This is a genomic window from Paludisphaera soli (assembly GCF_011064595.1).
In the GTDB taxonomy this organism is placed as follows: Bacteria; Planctomycetota; Planctomycetia; order Isosphaerales; family Isosphaeraceae; genus Paludisphaera; species Paludisphaera soli.
The window spans coordinates 403,669-419,897 of record NZ_JAALJI010000002.1 but is presented as its reverse complement, the minus strand read 5'-3'; the positions used below and the strand labels follow the sequence as shown (position 1 = coordinate 419,897).

The 16,229-nt window shown below is 70.9% G+C and carries 11 protein-coding genes and 1 riboswitch; of the genes, 4 read left to right on the top strand and 7 right to left on the bottom strand.

What is annotated here, in order from left to right:
• Positions 1-40: 40 nt before the first annotated feature.
• Both asnB and G6O68_RS04595 read left to right on the top strand, forming a co-directional pair.
• Complete coding sequence (asnB, locus tag G6O68_RS04600; protein ID WP_165245289.1) at positions 41-1,993, top strand: asparagine synthase (glutamine-hydrolyzing); 1,953 nt, start codon at positions 41-43, stop codon at positions 1,991-1,993.
• A 390-nt stretch (positions 1,994-2,383) separates the two neighbouring features.
• On the top strand, positions 2,384-3,787 hold the full coding sequence (locus G6O68_RS04595; protein ID WP_165245287.1) for a phospholipase D-like domain-containing protein: 1,404 nt from the start codon (positions 2,384-2,386) through the stop codon (positions 3,785-3,787).
• A gap of 49 nt (positions 3,788-3,836) precedes the next feature.
• On the opposite strand, the gene G6O68_RS04590 is transcribed toward G6O68_RS04595, so the two are convergent.
• Positions 3,837-4,745, bottom strand: coding sequence for a DUF4465 domain-containing protein (locus G6O68_RS04590; protein ID WP_165245285.1), 909 nt, complete (start codon positions 4,743-4,745; stop codon positions 3,837-3,839).
• A 351-nt stretch (positions 4,746-5,096) separates the two neighbouring features.
• Positions 5,097-5,298: riboswitch (cobalamin riboswitch) on the bottom strand.
• 122 nt (positions 5,299-5,420) lie between these two features.
• Between G6O68_RS04590 and G6O68_RS04585 the strand changes: the two genes are divergently transcribed.
• Entirely contained in the window at positions 5,421-5,834 is a 414-nt protein-coding gene (locus G6O68_RS04585) for a hypothetical protein (RefSeq protein ID WP_165245283.1), read from the top strand.
• A gap of 13 nt (positions 5,835-5,847) precedes the next feature.
• On the opposite strand, the gene G6O68_RS04580 is transcribed toward G6O68_RS04585, so the two are convergent.
• Positions 5,848-7,281 carry a sulfatase family protein gene (locus G6O68_RS04580; RefSeq protein WP_165245281.1) on the bottom strand — a complete coding sequence of 478 codons (1,434 nt, stop codon included), beginning with the start codon at positions 7,279-7,281 and terminating at the stop codon, positions 5,848-5,850.
• A 2-nt stretch (positions 7,282-7,283) separates the two neighbouring features.
• A complete protein-coding gene (locus G6O68_RS04575; RefSeq protein ID WP_240911035.1) occupies positions 7,284-8,672 on the bottom strand; it encodes an alkaline phosphatase family protein in 1,389 nt (462 codons plus the stop codon).
• On the opposite strand from G6O68_RS04575, the gene G6O68_RS04570 reads away from it, so the two are divergent.
• Complete coding sequence (locus G6O68_RS04570) at positions 8,629-9,285, top strand: DUF309 domain-containing protein (protein WP_240911034.1); 657 nt, start codon at positions 8,629-8,631, stop codon at positions 9,283-9,285. The genes G6O68_RS04575 and G6O68_RS04570 overlap by 44 nt on opposite strands.
• On the opposite strand, the gene G6O68_RS33480 is transcribed toward G6O68_RS04570, so the two are convergent.
• The 4 genes from G6O68_RS33480 to G6O68_RS04550 form a co-directional block, all read right to left on the bottom strand.
• Positions 9,197-10,309, bottom strand: a complete 1,113-nt coding sequence (locus G6O68_RS33480; protein ID WP_390625353.1) for a cytochrome c biogenesis protein — start codon at positions 10,307-10,309, stop codon at positions 9,197-9,199. The two genes, G6O68_RS04570 and G6O68_RS33480, sit on opposite strands and share 89 nt — an antisense overlap.
• 1,562 nt (positions 10,310-11,871) lie before the next feature.
• The gene (locus G6O68_RS04560; RefSeq protein ID WP_165245275.1) at positions 11,872-14,037 is read right to left on the bottom strand and encodes a cytochrome c biogenesis protein ResB; all 2,166 of its coding nucleotides are present in this window, start codon (positions 14,035-14,037) and stop codon (positions 11,872-11,874) included.
• 160 nt (positions 14,038-14,197) lie between these two features.
• Entirely contained in the window at positions 14,198-15,184 is a 987-nt protein-coding gene (locus G6O68_RS04555; RefSeq protein WP_165245273.1) for an RNA polymerase sigma factor, read from the bottom strand.
• 179 nt (positions 15,185-15,363) lie between these two features.
• Positions 15,364-16,221: a sugar phosphate isomerase/epimerase family protein gene (locus G6O68_RS04550; protein WP_165245271.1), complete on the bottom strand. Its 858-nt coding sequence runs from the start codon at positions 16,219-16,221 to the stop codon at positions 15,364-15,366.
• Between the last annotated feature and the right edge of the window lie 8 nt (positions 16,222-16,229).

Genomic DNA, 16,229 nt, shown 5'->3' with positions numbered 1-16,229 from the left:
CCGGCCTCGCGGAGGCGAGGCCACGATTCGGAGACCTGGAATGTGCGGCATCGCCGGAGCGTTCGACCTGACCGGCCAGAGGGAATTCCCCGCGCGGCGGCTGCTGGCCATGACCGCCGCGATCGAGCATCGCGGGCCGGACGACGAGCAGGTCCACATCGAGCCGGGGGTCGCGCTGGGGGCCCGCCGGCTGGCGATCATCGACCTCGCCGGCGGCCGGCAGCCGCTCTCCAATGAGGACGGCTCGGTCTGGGTCGCCTTCAACGGCGAGCTGTTCGAGTATCCGGAGATCCGCAAGAAGCTCCTCGAACGCGACCACACCCTGGCCACCCGCTGCGACACCGAGGCCTGGGTCCACCTGTACGAGGACCTCGGCGAGCGGATGTTCGAGGAGGCCCGCGGCCAGTTCGCCGTCTCCTTGTGGGATCGCAAGACCCGGACCTTGATCCTCGGCCGCGACCGGATCGGCATCTGCCCGCTCTACTACGCCGAGGCCGACGGCTGGCTCCTCTGGGGCTCCGAGATCAAGGCGATCCTCGCCTCCGGCATGGTCCGCGCCGAGGCCGACGTGCGCGGGATCGATCACCTGTTCACGTTCTTCTGCTCCGGCACCACGAGGACCTTCTTCCACGGCGTGACCTCGATCGCCCCCGGCAACTTCCTGAGGGTCCGGGGCGACCGCGTCGAGAAGAAGGTCTACTGGGACCTGGACTTCCCCGACGCCGGCGACGAGACCCGCCTGGCCGACCCGACGCCGCTGGTCGACGAGCTGCAAGGGCGTCTGGAAACGGCCGTCGAGCGGCGGCTCCGCAGCGACGTGCCGGTCGTCACCTACATCAGCGGCGGGCTGGACTCGACCGTGGTCCTCGGGCTTTGCAGCCGCCTGCGGAAAGATCCGATCCCCGCGTTCACCATCGGCCTGGACCGCGCCGGCCCCGACGAGCGGGCCCACGCGACCGAGGCCGCTCAGACCCTGGGCTCGCCCCTGACCACGGTCGTGATGGACCGCTCGCGGGTGGCCGAGGCCTTCCCCGAGCTGGTCCGCGCGGCCGAGGGGCCGATCGTCGACACGTCGTGCGCGGCCCTGCTGCGGCTGGCCCAGGCCGTCCACGCCCAGGGCTACAAGGTCACGCTCACGGGCGAGGGGGCCGACGAGGCGCTCGCCGGCTACGTCTGGTACAAGACGCAGAAGGTCCGCGACGCCGCCTACCGGGTCGTCGGCCGGACCATCCCCCGCATGGCCCGGAACCTGGCCGGCCGGTCCATCAGCGGCCGGCGCTTCGCCGTCCCCCCCGAGGGGGCCATCCACGGCGTCCGCACGGCCCAGCAGGACATGTACGAAATGATCTCGCAGTGCAAGCCGATCCTCTACTCGGGGTCGATGCAGGCGAGGCTCGGCGGGCACGACCCGTATGCGGACCTCGACGTGCCCAACGAGCGGATGTCTCGCTGGGACCCGCTGAACCAGTCGCTCTACGTCGGCTACAAGGTGATGCTCGCGGGCCTCCTGATGATCTCGAAGGGGGATCGCATCGCCATGAACTCCTCCGTCGAGGCCCGCTACCCGTTCCTCGACGACGACGTGGTGGCGTTCGCCTCCGGGATCGCCCCCGAGTACAAGCTTCGCGGCCGGACCGAGAAGTGGCTCCTCCGCCAGGTCGCCCGGCGGATCCTCCCCAAGCCGATCGCCGACCGGCCCAAGACGATGTTCCGCACCAGCATGTCCGGCACGTTCCTGGGCCCCCACCGGCCCCCCTGGGTCGACCAGCTCTTGAGCCCCGAATCGCTGGCGAGGACCGGCTACTTCGACCCCGAGGCGGTCCGCCGCCAGCGGGCGATCCAGGTCCGCATGCCCCGCATGACCATCCCCCGATTCGTCTACGACGTGGGCCTGACCTGCGTCGTCACCACCCAGCTCTGGCACCACACCTTCTGCGGCGGCGGCCTCTGCGACCTCCCCCCCTGGGCCCCCCCGGTCGTCCCCACCGACTGACCCCGGCGCGATCCCGCGATTGGGTTCGTTCCCGCCGGCGCGGGAACGAACCCAGTCGACGTAAAGCTTTCTCATAAAACAGATTGGCATCGGATCGCGGGTTCGTGGATTGGGTTCGTTCGGCGCGCTTTTCGTCTTCCGCTCGGACGACGACGGTGGGTCGAACGATCCCGGCCGGATTCGGCGCGCACCCCGGACTCACCATGCCACATTCCGGCGAAATGCGGACGACGCCGGCCCTCGAAGGCGAGTTCGCGACGGGAGGACCGCGCCGGTCCTGACGACGCGGGGGCCGGCGTCCGGCCGGACGCGCTCAGACCAGTCCCCGCTCCTGGACGATGAAAGGTCGGTGAGGACGAACGGATTCGTGGAGCCGGGGGCGGGACGCCGATGGTGCGAGAGACGAGGTGGGCCGCGGTCGCGGCCGTCCTGACGGCGTCCGCGCTCGCCGCGACGGCCTTGGGCGGGGAACTCGCCGAGGGGGGCCGCCCGGCCGTCGCGGACCCGTCGCGGCACCACGGGGGCCACCCCACGGTCGGTCGGGGTCAGAAGGCCTTGCTCGTCCAAGACGGGCTTCGGGCGACGGCCTCCTTGATGCTCCATCGGCCCGTCCTGGCGAGCTCGATGGCCCTGGTCCGCCTCGGGGAGCGGATGGCCGTCACGGCCGCTCGGGCGTTCCCGCCGGGGATGGGGCCGCTCTTCCACCAGTCGCCGGAGGCCGGCGGGCCTTGCACCCCGGCCCGGATCACGCCGCTGTACGACAGCGCCTCGGCGTACGAAGCCCTCATCTCCCTGATCGCCTCGGCCCAAGGTCGGATCGACCTCATGATCTTCGGCTGGGACGACGACGAGGCGGGGCGGAGCGTCGCCGACGCGCTGATCGCGAGGGCGCGCGCCGGCGTCCTCGTCCGCCTGATTGTCGACCGGGGCGGCTACGTCATCGGGGTGGGCAACCTCAGGGTGACGCGCGGGATCCCCACGTATCTCGATCGGCTCCGGGCCGAGCCGAACGTCCACGTCATCGAGACGCCCGATCCGTTCTTCCGGTACGACCATCGCAAGGTCGCCGTGATCGACGACCGCGTCGTCTGGTCCGGCGGGATGATCCTGACCCGGGCCTCGCTGCGCGACTGGCACAACTTCGCGTTCCTGGCCGAGGGGCCGATCGTCCCCCAGTACGCCGAACTCTTCGCCAGCAGCTGGCGGTCGCAGGGGGGCTGCGCCGCCCCGAGCCGTCCGGAGGCCTTCGCGGCCGGCGGCGCGGGGGCCCCCAACGCCGAGGTCCGCATGGTCCGCACCGACCTCGGCGAACGGTCGCTCAAGGAGGCCGTGTACGGGGCCGTCGATGCGGCGAAACATCATATTTATCTGGAGAACCCGTATTTCAGCGACCCGATCCTGGTCAAGAAGCTGGTCGCGGCGCGGGGGCGGGGCGTGGACGTCCGTGCGGTCCTCACCGTGCGAGGCGACGTGCGCGTGATGAACAAGTACAGCGCCATGACCGCCAACCGGCTGCTGAAGGCCGGGGCGCGGGTGTACCTCTATCCGGGGATGACCCACGTCAAGGCGATGTCGGTCGACGGGGCCCTGGCGTACATCGGCAGCGGCAACTTCGACGACCTGAGCATGCGGAACAACCGCGAGGTCGCGCTGACCGTCCGCGGTCCGGAGATCGTCCGCGAGATCGACGAGAATCTCTTCCTCCGCGACATGGCCGCCTCGGAGTCGCTGCTCGCGCCGCTGCCGTCGCCTCCCGATCGCCTCTTCCTGGAAGCCACCATCCTGTGGTACTGAAGGCCGGCCGCGCGTCGCGCGGCCGGCCGGAAGGTTCGGGACCCTGGGATCAGGAGGTCCGCCGCGACCGGAGGGCCAGCCCGACGAGGGCGAGGGCCGCACCCGCCATCGCCAGGGACGCCGGCTCGGGCACGGCGGGGGCGGCGAGCGTGTAGGTCAGGTCGTCCATCGCGAAGTAGGCCGGGGTGTTCATCCCGTACACGCCGACGTCGGACGAGGAGACGTTGAAGTGGAGGCTCTGGGCCCCGGCCGCCGCCAGCGCCGAGAGGTCCAGGTAGGCCCAGGAGTCGAGGATGTAGTCCAGCGAGTTGTCGGCGAAGCGGTAATCGGCGAGGTAGATTTCGGCGGAGGCGGCGACGACCTGGCCGGTCGCGCCCGTGCCATAGGCCGTCAGCTTGAACCAGTCGGCGTCGTTCCCCGTGTCGCCGCCGAACTTCTTGGCCCAGCCGTCGCCGTCGAGCATCGAGAGGGCCGTGTAGGTCGTGTTGGTCACGAACATCCCCGCGACGCCCGCGCCGGCCGGCAGGGTCAACGAGGGGAGGCTCCGCAGGTGGTCGGCGTTCGTCGGGTCGAACCGGGAGGGGTCGCGGTATCCGGAGGCGACGCCGTAGTTCTCGCCGGTGCGGGCCGCCCCGGTGTAGGCCGAGAACTGATTCGTCCATCCCGCCGTCGTCGAGTCGGTGGTGTTGGAGTAGGCGAAACCGCCCCAGCTCCCGTAGGTCAGGTCGTAGCTGTTGCCGAAGGCGACGCCCTCGGAGGTGAACGACCCCCGGTTCACGTCGCCGTACGCCCCGTCGACGATCGTGCCGTTCGGGTCGGGACCGTACCAGGAGGAATTCGGCGCCAGGGACAGGTCGTCGAACGAAACCTGGACGTCGCCCGCCCGGGCCGTCGCGCCGAGGTGGGCGGGCGCCGAAAGGATCAGGCAGGCCAATGAAATGTACGTCTTGCGGTTCATGATCATTACCGTGTGGTGAGTGGACGTTTCGGGGTGGGCCGCGAATTCTGCGGCGACGCGCGGCGGGGCCGGGCCGGGGCGTCGCTCGGTCGTCGGGCGGGTGGTACGGTCGATCGGGGCGTGAGGATGCGAGCCGGGACGGCCAGGCCGTCCGGTCGATCGCGTCAATCCGCGGATCAAGACGAGATGCGGCGACCGATCAGCTCGCGAGAGGTGAGCGGGGGCGCCACGCGTCGGAGATCAGGAAGGCCTTTCCGCCGGGTCGGGCAGGGGGGGACGCGTGCAACCGTCCCGGGCGCACTCCTCGCGGCCGATCCGCGCGGACGTCCGCCGGGGATGCGGCGACGGCATCCCAACAGCACTCGACGGGCAGGTCTTCTGGCTCTCGGCTGATAGCGGCCTCGGACGGCCTTCCCGCCCCGTGGGGGGCAGTGGCCCTGTGGTCCGAAGCCTCACCGATTACAGCGGCGGCCCCGCGCCGGATTCTCACCGGCTTCCCTATTCTCCCCCCCGAGCATTCTCGGCCGGGGGCACCTGTCGAGCAGCCCCAGAGTAGCGGCACTCCCTCGCGAACTCAAGAGGACCTCGTCGGTCTAACGGGAGGGGGCGCCGACGCAACGATCGCGGCGGGATGCCTTCGAGTTTTGCTCTGTGGCTTCGAGTTGGGAGGGCGCGATGGACCGAGAGACGTCCACGGGGAGCGATCGCGGCCGCCGAGGAGACCCGAATCGATACAAGGGGATCGGCGTGGGCTTGCTGCTGGCCGACGTTCGGAAGGCCGTCGACCCCGCCCTCCGAAACGTCGACTTCCACCTCGTCGGCAGGAGTCCTCGTCGGGCCAGGGTGCCGCAGTTCCTCGAGTGGGGCCGAGCCGGCGAACTCGTTTCGATCTCCTATGAGCGAGGTTGGGACTGGGTCCGCCTCGTCGCGGTGCACGTCTCGGCCGGAGGCGACGAACTGCGGACCATCGCGGAGGCACCGCTCCACGGGATGCGATCGGGTGCCGATTTCGAGGCCGTGCTCGCGTCCTTCGCGGCCGCGGTCATCGCTTACGCACGCAGTCTTAGCGAGTCCCGAGCCGAGGCGTGATCGACGTTCGCGGTCAATCGACGGCCGTCGCGGCGGGCCGGATCTCCGGGCCTTCTCGATTCATGAGCTTGTCGCCGAGTCGTCCCCGCATCGCGTCGGCCATCGCCTGGAGCCGCTCGACGACCTCGGGCCTGTCGGATGCGAGGTTGCGGGTCTCGCCGACGTCGGCGCCGAGGTCGTACAGCTCCAGGCCGACGGCCTGGTTGCGGTACTTGCCGGGGACGCCGCCCCCGCCGGGTGCCTGGCCGTTCATGGTGCGGGTGACGTGGGGGAAGAGGAGCTTCCACGGGCCGGAGCGCATCGCCTGGAGCTGGCCGTCGGCGTAGTAGAAGAAGAGGGCCTCGTGGGGGCTTTTCGCGTCGGGCTCGCCGAGGAGGAGCGGGCGGACGTCGAGGCCGTCGATCGGCAGGGGGGGCGGGGCGGCCCCGCTCAGGGCGGCGAACGTGGGGAGCAGGTCGATGGTCGCCGCCGGCTGGCGCTGGACGAGGCCGGCGGGGACGTGGCCCGGCCTTCGCGCGACGAACGGCACCCGGACGCCCCCTTCGTAGCTCGTCCCCTTGCCCTCGCGGAGCGGGCCGGCCGAGCCGCCGTGGTCGCCGTAGCTGAGCCAGGGGCCGTTGTCGGACGTGAAGACGACCAGCGTCCGCTCGTCGATCCCCTCGGCTTTGAGCGTGTCGAGGATGGCTCCCACGGCGTCGTCGATCTCGCGGATCACGTCGCCGTAGAGGCCGGCGCCGCTCCGGCCGGCGTGCTCGTCGCGGACGAACAGCGGGACGTGGGGCATGTTGGGGGCGAGGTAGAAGAAGAACGGGCGATCCTTGTTCCGCTTGATGAAGTCCACGGCGCGATCGGCGAACCGGGTGGTCAGCGTCTTCTGGACCTCGGCCGTGACGTCGGCGATCGAGGGCCGGTCCCCCTCGATCAGCGGCAGCGCCGGATATCCCTCGGGCCGCTCGGGGTGGTGCGGCCACATGTCGCCGGAGTAGGGCAGGCCCAGGAACTCGTCGAAGCCGTGGTGGACGGGCGCCTGCGACGGCCGGCGGCCCAGGTGCCACTTGCCGGCCATCCCCGTGGCGTATCCGGCCGACCGGAACATCTCGGCCATCGTCGTCTCGTCGTGCGACAGCCCCAGGTCCGTCATCGGCCCGAGCGCCCCCCGGATGCCGACGCGCTCGTGGTACGCCCCCGTCAGCAGCGCCGCGCGCGAGGCCGAGCAGACCGCGCTGGCGACGTAGAAGTCGGTGAACCGCGCGCCCTCGGCGGCCATGCGGTCGAGGTTCGGCGTCGCGTACTTCGCCTGCCCGAAGCAGCCGAGGTCGCCGTACCCCATGTCGTCGCAGAAGATCAGGACGACGTTGGGCCGGTCGGCCTTCCGGGGCTCCTCCCCGTTCGCGTTCGCGGCCAGGCCGAGGATCGCCGAGATCATCAGGATCGAAGGTGATTTCATGATCATCCCTGCGAGAAAGCGTCGAGGAGCAGGTTGCGGAAGTCCATGGTCTTGAGCCGATCCCCGCCCGGCGCGGGGCCGTCGGCGAGGAGCAGGGGCTTGTCCAGCGGGTCGGCGGCGGGGAGTCCGTGGCTGCCCCGGACGAGGTTCGGGTCGAGCGGGACGACGTCGAACAGGGTGCGGAAGCCGAGCTTCTTCTGGACCAGCCGGCGGACCGCGCGGCCCATCGGCCAGATGAGCGCGGGGTCGAAGAACATCTCGCAGGGGTCGAAGCCCGGCTTGCGGTGGATGTCGATCGTCCGGGCGAAGTCCGGGGCCCTGGCGTCGTCGAGCCAGTAGGGGTAGGCGAACCAGGCGTCGGGCTCGGACAGGGCGACGACCTCGCCCGAGCGCTCGTGGTCCAGGCCGATCTCGGCCCGCTCCTCGCCCGCGAGCGTCCGCGCGACGCCCGGCTGGGACGCGAGCAGTTCGCGAACCATCGAGATGTCTTCACTTCGGGATACGTAGACGTGGGCGAGCTGGTGGTCGCAGACGGCCATCGCGCGGCTGCCGAAGGTATCGATCGTCTCTCCGAACGGCCCGTCGCGGACGGTCAGCAGGCCCGCGCGACGCAGGGCGCGATTCAGGAGGACGGGGCGGGAGACGTCGCAGTGGCCGTACTCGCTGACGACCCAGACGCGGGCGTCCTCGGCCTTCGCGCGGTCGAGCAGGGGGGCAGCCGCGTCGTCCAGCTCGCGGACGAGCTTCGGCATGTCGCAGCCGGAAGGTCCGTGGCGCTGGGGCTCGTAGTCCAGGTGCGGCAGGTACACGAAGGTCAGGTCGGGGCGGTCTTTCGCGAGGACGTCGGCGGCGGCCCGGGCGATCCAGTCGGTGCAGGGGAGTCCGGCGTTCGGGCCCCAGAAGGTGTGGAACGGGAACTTGCCCAGGCCGGATTCGAGCCTCTCGCAGAGGCCGTCGGGCGTGCCGGAGATGCCGAAGACCTTGTTGCCGTCGGCCCCGTACCAGGGCTTGGGCGTGACGCTCAGGTCGACGTCGGCGCCCTGGTTGAACCACCAGAAGAGCTTGGCGATGCGGAACTCGCGGCCCTGCTCGCGGGCCCGGCGGCGGAGCGTGGTCTCGACCGTTTCGGCCTGGACCAGGGCGCTGGACTGCTGCCAGAATCGGACCTCGCGGGTGTCGCGGAAGAGCCAGCCGTTGGCGACGATGCCGTGCCCTTGCGGGGCCTCGCCGGTGAGCAGGCTGGCCTGGGCCGTGCAGGTCACGGCGGGGGACGCCTCGTCCAGCGACCGGACCCAGCCGGCGTCGGCCAGGGCCTTCAGGCGCGGGGCGTGGGCGAGGAGACGCCGGGTGAGCCCCACGGCGTTGACGACGACGACGGGCGTGGCGGACATCGCGGGGGCCGGCTCCATCCAGGATAGGCGGGTGACGATGGGCGAGACGCCCCGATTCTATCACGACGCGGAGCCGCCGTCGCAGACGTACGTCCCCGGGCGAGGCGTGGCCCGGCCCCGCCGCGACGAGCCCGCCCCGGCCGTGGCGCCCGTCGAGGCCGACGCCTGGGCCGAGTCGCCGGCCTACCTGCGCGGGGTCGACCTGTTCAACGCGGGATGCTACTGGGAGGCGCACGAGGCCTGGGAGGCGCTCTGGCTGGCGCACGGTCGTCGCGGCCCGACGGCCCTGGTGTTGAAGGGCCTGATCAAGCTCGCGGCGGCCGGCGTGAAGGTCCGGCAGGGGCGGCCGGGAGGCGTGCGATCCCACGCGAGGCGGGCGGCCGACCACTTCGCGGAGGCCCGCGCCGAGGTCGGCCCGTCGCTTTTGGGGCTCGACCTCGACGCCTGGATCGCCTTCGCCCGGTCGGTGGCCGACGATCCGCCGGCCGAGCCCGTCGTACCCGAGGGCTCGGCCGTTCGCGTCTTCACGCCTGAACTTCGACCGGGCGGGCCCGGCCCAGGTGGCGACGCCAGGCGGCGCCGATCGGCAGGGCCATCATCCCCGACAGGATGAGGCTCATCGCGCCTTGCGAGCCCCCCTCGACGAAGCCGTAGCTGTGCAGGCCCACGCCGAGGACGAAGTTCACGCCGTACCAGGCCATGACGACCGAGAGGAAGCACACGACCGAGGCGAAGACCAGGCCGAAGGTGCTGACCCAGCCGGCGAATCGGCCGTGGAGCGGCACGAGGTAGATCAGGAGCGTGATGAGCGCCCAGACCTCCTTCGGGTCCCAGCCCCAGAACCGGCCCCACGAATAATCGGCCCAGACGCCGCCGAGGATCGTCCCGGCGGCGATCAGGAGGACGCCGACTTGCATGGCGCGGTAGATGAAGTTCGACAGCGGCTTGATCATCGCCGCCGTCTCCTGCATGGCCTGGCCGCGGGCGTCGAGGGTCGCCGGCGCGGCCATCGCGCGGATCTCCTCGACCGTCGGCCTCGGCCGTGAGGATGCGGCTGCGGAAGCCGGCGCGGGGTCGGCGAACGGGTCGACCTTCGGGCCGTCGATGTCGCGGTGGGTCAGGCGGTTGACCGCCTCGCCGGTGAGGGCCAGCAGGGCGGACGCGGCGACGACGCCGCCGACGACCGCCATGACGTCGAAGACGTAGAAGAGGGCGTCGCTCATGGTCCATTCCGGCCCGAACGCCCCGTACGACGCGGCCACCCCGCCGACGCCGATGGAGAGCAGCGGCATCGCCGGGACGAGTGGCGAGGCCAGCTCGCCGTAGGACGGCGAGCGGCGGTAGGTGGCGGTCAGGTAGTAGATCGTCGCGATCAGGCCGAGCGCCCAGGCCAGGCCGAACGCGGCGTAGCTGGAGACCTCCGTCAGGACGTGGATCGTCAGCCAGAGGTTGCTCCGCAGCACCGGCTGGAGGCTCTTGATGCTGGGGTCCAGGAGCGGCACGTTGGCCGCGGTGATCGTCCCCAGGAGCGCGACGCCCGCCCCGGCCAGCGCGGTGAAGGTGCGCCGGTAGATCAGCTCGAAGGCGAGGGCCAGCACCGCGGCCACCAGGGCGACCCAGATGACGGTCTCGTACATGTTCGTGACCGGCGCCCAGCCCGTGATCAGGATCCGCAGGTAGAAGCCGTAGCATTCCAGGGCGATGCCGGCGACGAGGCCGAGCATGCCGAGGGAGTAGAGCGTCTTCCCGGCGGTCCCCATCTCACGGACGCGGCCGCCGGAGAAGCCCAGGGCGATCGCCAGCAGGATCAGGGACGCGCCGTAGGCGAACGGGGCCTGGTAGAACGGGTTGACGGCGTTGAAGTGCGATTCGCGATCGACGGCCGCGGCGCTGGGGTAGTACTCGGGGTTCACGGCCTCGCCCAGGGCGCGCGACGCGGCCAGCAGGGCCTCGGCCGCCTCGATGGGCACCGCCCCCGGCTTCTCGTTCTCGGCCTTCTCGAACGCCTTGTAGGCGTCCAGGAAGGCGCGGGCCTGCGCCTCCGGGTAGCCGGCCTTCACGAGCGATTCGGGCTCGGCCTTCAGGAGCACCTTGAGCGGGACCCAGACCGAGTTCTCGGCGAGCCAGGCGGCGAACTTCTTGTCGAACGCGGCGTCCTCGCCCGGGTCGTGGCGGTCGTCGCTGGGGACGTCGTTCCAGTAGGTGTCGAGCGCCTTGAGGGTGTCGAACTCGACCGGCGCGAGGTCGCGGAGGTTGGCGGCGGTGCGCGCCTTGGGGATGACCTCCTTGTAGAAATCGAGCGCCTGGCGGCTGAACGGACGGGGCATGATGCGGATCAGGCCGGCGGACCGCATCTCGTCGCCGGAATAGGCCTTGTAGCTCGCCAGCCGCTTGCCGACGTCGATCGCCCGGCGCTCGACCTCGGTGAGCCGGGCGGCCGACATCGGGTTCTCGTCGAACTTGCGCCGCTGTTCGTCGAGCTGGGAGACCCACTCCATGAACGCCTCGTCGTGGTCGCCGTGGCGGATCTTGGCCTCGTCCAGCTCGTCGGGCGAGAGCCACTTGTGGTCCTCGTGGAGCTTGGCGGCGACCTCCTGAAGGGCCTTGCGGTCGACCTCCTCGATCTTCGAGGCCTCCAGGTACTTCAGCAGCACGGCGGCGTCGAGCTTGTCGTCGTCGGCCAGGATCGCGAGCCGTTCCTTATCCTGGGCCGGCGTCTCGGGCCGGGCGGCGATGGCCGCGAACTTGGCCCGGGCGGAGCCGAGGAGGATCTGTCGCTTGAGCGGCAGGTAGTCGACGAGGATGAACGGCTGCGAGTCCCAGAACTCCGGCCGGGCGATCCAGTCGACGAACGCGCCGACGGGTCCCCAGGTCTCGACGACCTCGTTGCGGTCGTCGAGGAGCTTGATCGACTCGCGGCCGAAGACCTGCTTGACCTCCTCGCGGGCGACGGTGTCGAGCGGCTTGACGCGCCCCTCGTGCATGACGGCCACGCGGCCGACGCGGTCATAAGCCGGGCCCACGCCCAGCTTGCCGCCGTTCGAACCGTCCCCCGCCGAGGGGGTGACGGCGGCGGTCGCGGCCCCCACGAGCGCGAAGACGCCCAGTCCAAAGAGCAGTCGTCCGTGTCGTCTCATCGCGGATCTCCCGGGGAAGGCTGTCGGTCGGTTCGGGGCGGACCGGTCGGGGGGCGTCTTCATCACAGGATGTCCTCATCGGCCTGCGCCGGCCGCGTCGGCTCGACGGGCGTGGGCAGGCCGGCCTTCTTGGCGGCCCGCTCGCGCTCCCGCTTGCCGCCGTCCGAGAAGAGGCCGGCCCGCATGGTGAATTGCAGGAGCGTCCCCAGCACGATCAGGAGGCTGCCGGCGTAGATGATCGGCCGGCCGGGGTTGCTCCCCACCTGGAAGACCGACTGGAACTGCCCGGTGCGCTGGTTGGTGCGGGGGTCGACGATCGGCGAGTAGCGCATCTGGTAGAAGGTATAGCCGCGGTGCGTCATCGGCTCGTTCATCGAGATCGTGTGCTGCTGGTCGCGGACCCCCTTCGCCGGGTCGTCGACCTTCACCTGGCTGACGAACTTGGTGGCCTGCTCGGTCCCCGGCTCGAAGCCGACCTCGAAATCCTCGAGCTTGAGGTCGAACCCCAGGGGGCGGCGGTCGGCGTCGTAGGCGATCTCGAAGCGGCGGCCGGCGATCGGCACGGGGCGGAAGACCGGCGCGTCGAGGGCCTCGCTGCGCTGGATCCAGACCTCCTCGGCCTTGTCGCCCACCTTCAGCTCGACCAGGCAGGCGGGGATGGCCTGGTCCATCTGGTTGCCGGGGAGGAAGACGGGGCGGAAGATCCGCTTCTCGACGGCCGCCGGCAGGTACTCGGCGACCTGGAATTTGATCGACATGGCGGCGTCCCCGCCGCCGAAGGCGTCGACCCACTTGCCGGCCTCGATGGGGCCGGCGGTCCTCAGCTCGGGCTTGCCGTCCTTGCCGCGGCCGAAGACGCGGTAGTAGAGCGCCTTGTCGGGCCCGGCCAGAACGTCGACCTGCCCGAACCGGCCGTTGGACTGGGGGGCGAGGTCGGGCGTGAGCATCAGGTTGATGCGGACGAGGGCCTCGGGGGGCTTGCCGCCGTCGGCGGCCGGGCGGGGGATGATGTTGGGGAACATCGGCATCGAGCCCATCGCGACGTGCTCCACCACGGGGCCGTCCCCCTTGTGGACGTCGAACACGGCGATCGGGATGGCGTCCTCGCCCACCACGCGGGCCAGGCCGGCCTCGGCGGTCGGGAAGCTGGCGAGCTTCTGGAGGGAGACGGTCAGGTCGCTGTCGGGGAGCGGGATCGGCTGGTCGGCCGGCGTCTGGAGCGGGAAGTCGTGGCTCCGCTCCTTCCCGGCCTTATCCGTGTAGCGGAACCGCGCGACCCCCACCGCGCTGGCGTCGAGCGGGGGCTTGAGGAAGTCCTCGACGTATTCGGGGCGGTCGACCGAGGCGAACGAGACCAACGCCGGCATGCCGTCCGACCGCCCCGTGCGGTAGAAACGGCGGTCGAGCTGGAACCACTGGGCGGCGTCCTCGGCGTTCGCCAGCCGCGCCTCGGGCATGCCCGGGGCCTTGAACTGGAGGAGCATCCGGGCCATCGGCTGCCCGGCGGGGTCTTCGAGCCGGACGGTCGCCGGTGCGGCGGCCGGCAGGTATTGCTTGACGACGAACCGGAACGGGTCGCCCGACTTGCTGAGGACCTCGGACTCGTCGCGGGCGGCCGGCAGCCGGCCCCCGCTGAGCCGGTTCACGGCCAGGTCGAACAGGTTGCGGATCCGGGGCTGGCCGTCCCCCCAGGGGAACGGGCCCGACTCGTCGAAAGCCAGCTCGTAGTTGGCCGAGGGCTGCTGGGTGTGCGGGTCGATCTCGCGGACCCGGAACATCGGCGCGTCGGTCCGGAGCATCTCGCTCCGCGACTCGCCTTCCAGCATCCCCACCATCCCCTCGTCGCCCGACTTGAAGTGGATGTACGAGCCGACGATCAGCACGAGCAACCCGGCGTGCGTCACCACGAACCCCGTCTGCCGCTTCTTCCAGGGGAACCGGATCGTCGCCGCGCAGAGGATGTTGATCCCCAGGAACGCGAGCAGGACCGCGAACCCGGCGCTCTTGTAGACCAGCGATTGGGCGGCGCGGGTGCCGTAGCTGGATTCGAACCAGGTGGCGAACGCGAGCGCGGCGGCCAGGCTGGACAGCGAGAGCACGGCCAGCTTGAGCGACGCGAGGAACTTGTAGATCTCGTCGATCACGCCCAGGATCCGCCCGCCGCTCGATCGCCCGGGGCCGGGCGCCGAGGGGGAGGGGCCGGGGGGCTTCTTGGTGGCCGTCGCCATGGTGTCGCACCTGCCGAGGAGGGAGGATCGGGGTCGAGGTCGGGGGGGAGCCGGGCGGGCCGAGACGCGCCGTCGCCGGCCGCCCCGAGATCACGTCGATTCTAAACCAGGGCCCCCGCGGGCGAACAGCCTCGTCGGGGGCGGGGGCCGCCGCGCCCCGTCAGTGGAGCACGACGTGGCAGCGGACGCAGGTCCCGTGCAGCCGCGAGACTTCGGTCGAGACGGCGCCGGAGGCGTCGCCCGGCCAGTCGAGCGCCGCCAACCTCGTCTCACCCGCGAGGCCCAGGAGCGCCGCCCGCCGGTCCGCCGGGGCCCGGTCGGCGGCCTCGTCAGCGTGCTCGACCGCCAGGCGGAGGCGAAGCCGATCCACGCCCGCTCCTTCGTTACGTTCGAGGGCCGCGAGAAGTTCGCCGAGTTCGGTTCGGTCGGACGAAACAGTTTGGGGAGAAGCGGGGCGGGGCGGGGCGACGATCGTTCGAGGAAGCGGGCCCTCGTTCGGCCCCCGCGACGCGGATGCGAGCCAGGCGGCCGTCGCCAGCAGCAGGCCGAGCGTCACGCCCCGTCCGACCAGCCGCTTGCGGAGCAGGCCCCGGGCCTTCTCCAGCCGTCGCGACATCGAGCCGGCGGGGTAGCCGAGCCGGGCCGCGGCCTGCTGGCTGGTGTGGCCTTCCAGGTAGCAGAGCACGACCGGGTCGCGATATTTCGGCGGCAGATCCTCGACCGCTCCGTCGATCGCCAGGCGGACCTCGCGGCTTTCGACCTCGTCGGTGAACCGCGAGAGCGGGCAGGTCGGGTCGGGGAGCATCCCCGATTCGCCGAAGTGCAAGCCCGGCAGGAGGTTCGAGACGGGCGTCTCGCGGCGTCGGCGGCGGGCGATCTCGCCGCGGGCGCTCAGGGCGAGGCGTCGGGCGACCTCATGCACCCAGCCGCCGACGGAGGGTCGCCAGGCGACGTCGGAAGCTCGCATGGCCAGGGTCAGGAAGGTGGCCTGGAAGACGTCCTCGACGTCGTGCTCGCACCGGAGGAGTCGCCGACAGACGCGCCGGACGCGCGGGCCGTGGCGTTCCACGATCTCCGCGAAGGCGGATTCCTCCCGCTCCTCCGCGAATCGCTTCAGCAAGATCGCGTCCGTGGCCCGCTCGATCATCGCGACTCCGGCCCTCGTCCCGTCGGGATCAGGTGCTCCTGTGTATTATGCGGATCCGGCCCCGGACGAATGCGGATTTCTCGCCGAAAGTCCCCGATTCGCGCGAAGCAAGACGCCGACCGCCCGGTCCCGAGGGGCGAGGCGGCCGGCGTCGTCGCGATTTCGCGGTCGTCCCCTCGTCAGCTGAACAGGAGCTTGTTCATGCGGGCGACGACGTCCTTCATGGCGTCGAGGTCGCCCAGGCCGACCTCGGCGGTGATCCAGCCTTCGTAGCCGACGTCGATCAGGGCCTGCTTGACCTCGGCCCAGTCGATCTCGCCCTCGCCGAGCGGGTAGCCGAATCGCTTGGGCTTGGCGTACTCCTTGATGTGGATCTTGAGGATGCGCTTGCCCAGCTCGCGGATCCACTCCTGGGGGTAGGCGTACTCGACGATGTTGCCGACGTCGAAGTAGGCGCCGACGGTCGGGCTCTCGAACTCGTCGATGTAGCGGGCGAACTCGATCGGGCTGAGGAGGAACTTGTTCCAGACCTCCTCGACCGCGATCTTCACCCCGGCCTCCTCGGCGAAAGGGATCAGCTCGCGGATGCGGGCCTGTGAGCGCTCCCAGGCCTCGCGGTACGAGACCTTCTTGTTGACGACGGCCGGGACCACCAGGACGGTGTCGCCGCCGTAGGCCTTGCAGTCGAGGAACTCCTGCTTGATGGCGGCCATGCCTTCCGCCACGACGGCCGGGTCGGGGTCGGAGAGGGGCTTCTGCCAGTGCGCCGCGCCGGAGACGCCGTGGATGATCAGGCCGGTCTCGTCGCGCGCGGCGAGGACCTCCTTCATGTCCATCTCGTTGGGGCTGATCAGCTCGACCCCCTCGAACCCGGCCTCCTTGAGCATCTTGAACGTCGGCAGCGCGGGGCCCTTAGTGAGCCCGCCGAGCATGAAGGCTCGCTTCCATTTGGGGGCGTCGGCCGCCAGGGCCGAGGCCGCGGCGAGGCCGCCGGCCGCCGCCAGGAATCCCCTCCGGTCGATCTTCCGCATCCGCATCGATGAGC

Coding starts and splice junctions, on each gene's coding strand:
- G6O68_RS04580 (WP_165245281.1), bottom strand. CDS start 7,281: ATGAAATCACCTTCGATCCTGATGATCTCGGCGATCCTCGGCCTGGCC.
- G6O68_RS04595 (WP_165245287.1), top strand. CDS start 2,384: ATGGTGCGAGAGACGAGGTGGGCCGCGGTCGCGGCCGTCCTGACGGCG.
- G6O68_RS04590 (WP_165245285.1), bottom strand. CDS start 4,745: ATGAACCGCAAGACGTACATTTCATTGGCCTGCCTGATCCTTTCGGCG.
- G6O68_RS04555 (WP_165245273.1), bottom strand. CDS start 15,184: ATGATCGAGCGGGCCACGGACGCGATCTTGCTGAAGCGATTCGCGGAG.
- G6O68_RS33480 (WP_390625353.1), bottom strand. CDS start 10,309: ATGTACGAGACCGTCATCTGGGTCGCCCTGGTGGCCGCGGTGCTGGCC.
- asnB (WP_165245289.1), top strand. CDS start 41: ATGTGCGGCATCGCCGGAGCGTTCGACCTGACCGGCCAGAGGGAATTC.
- G6O68_RS04550 (WP_165245271.1), bottom strand. CDS start 16,221: ATGCGGATGCGGAAGATCGACCGGAGGGGATTCCTGGCGGCGGCCGGC.
- G6O68_RS04560 (WP_165245275.1), bottom strand. CDS start 14,037: ATGGCGACGGCCACCAAGAAGCCCCCCGGCCCCTCCCCCTCGGCGCCC.
- G6O68_RS04575 (WP_240911035.1), bottom strand. CDS start 8,672: ATGTCCGCCACGCCCGTCGTCGTCGTCAACGCCGTGGGGCTCACCCGG.
- G6O68_RS04585 (WP_165245283.1), top strand. CDS start 5,421: ATGGACCGAGAGACGTCCACGGGGAGCGATCGCGGCCGCCGAGGAGAC.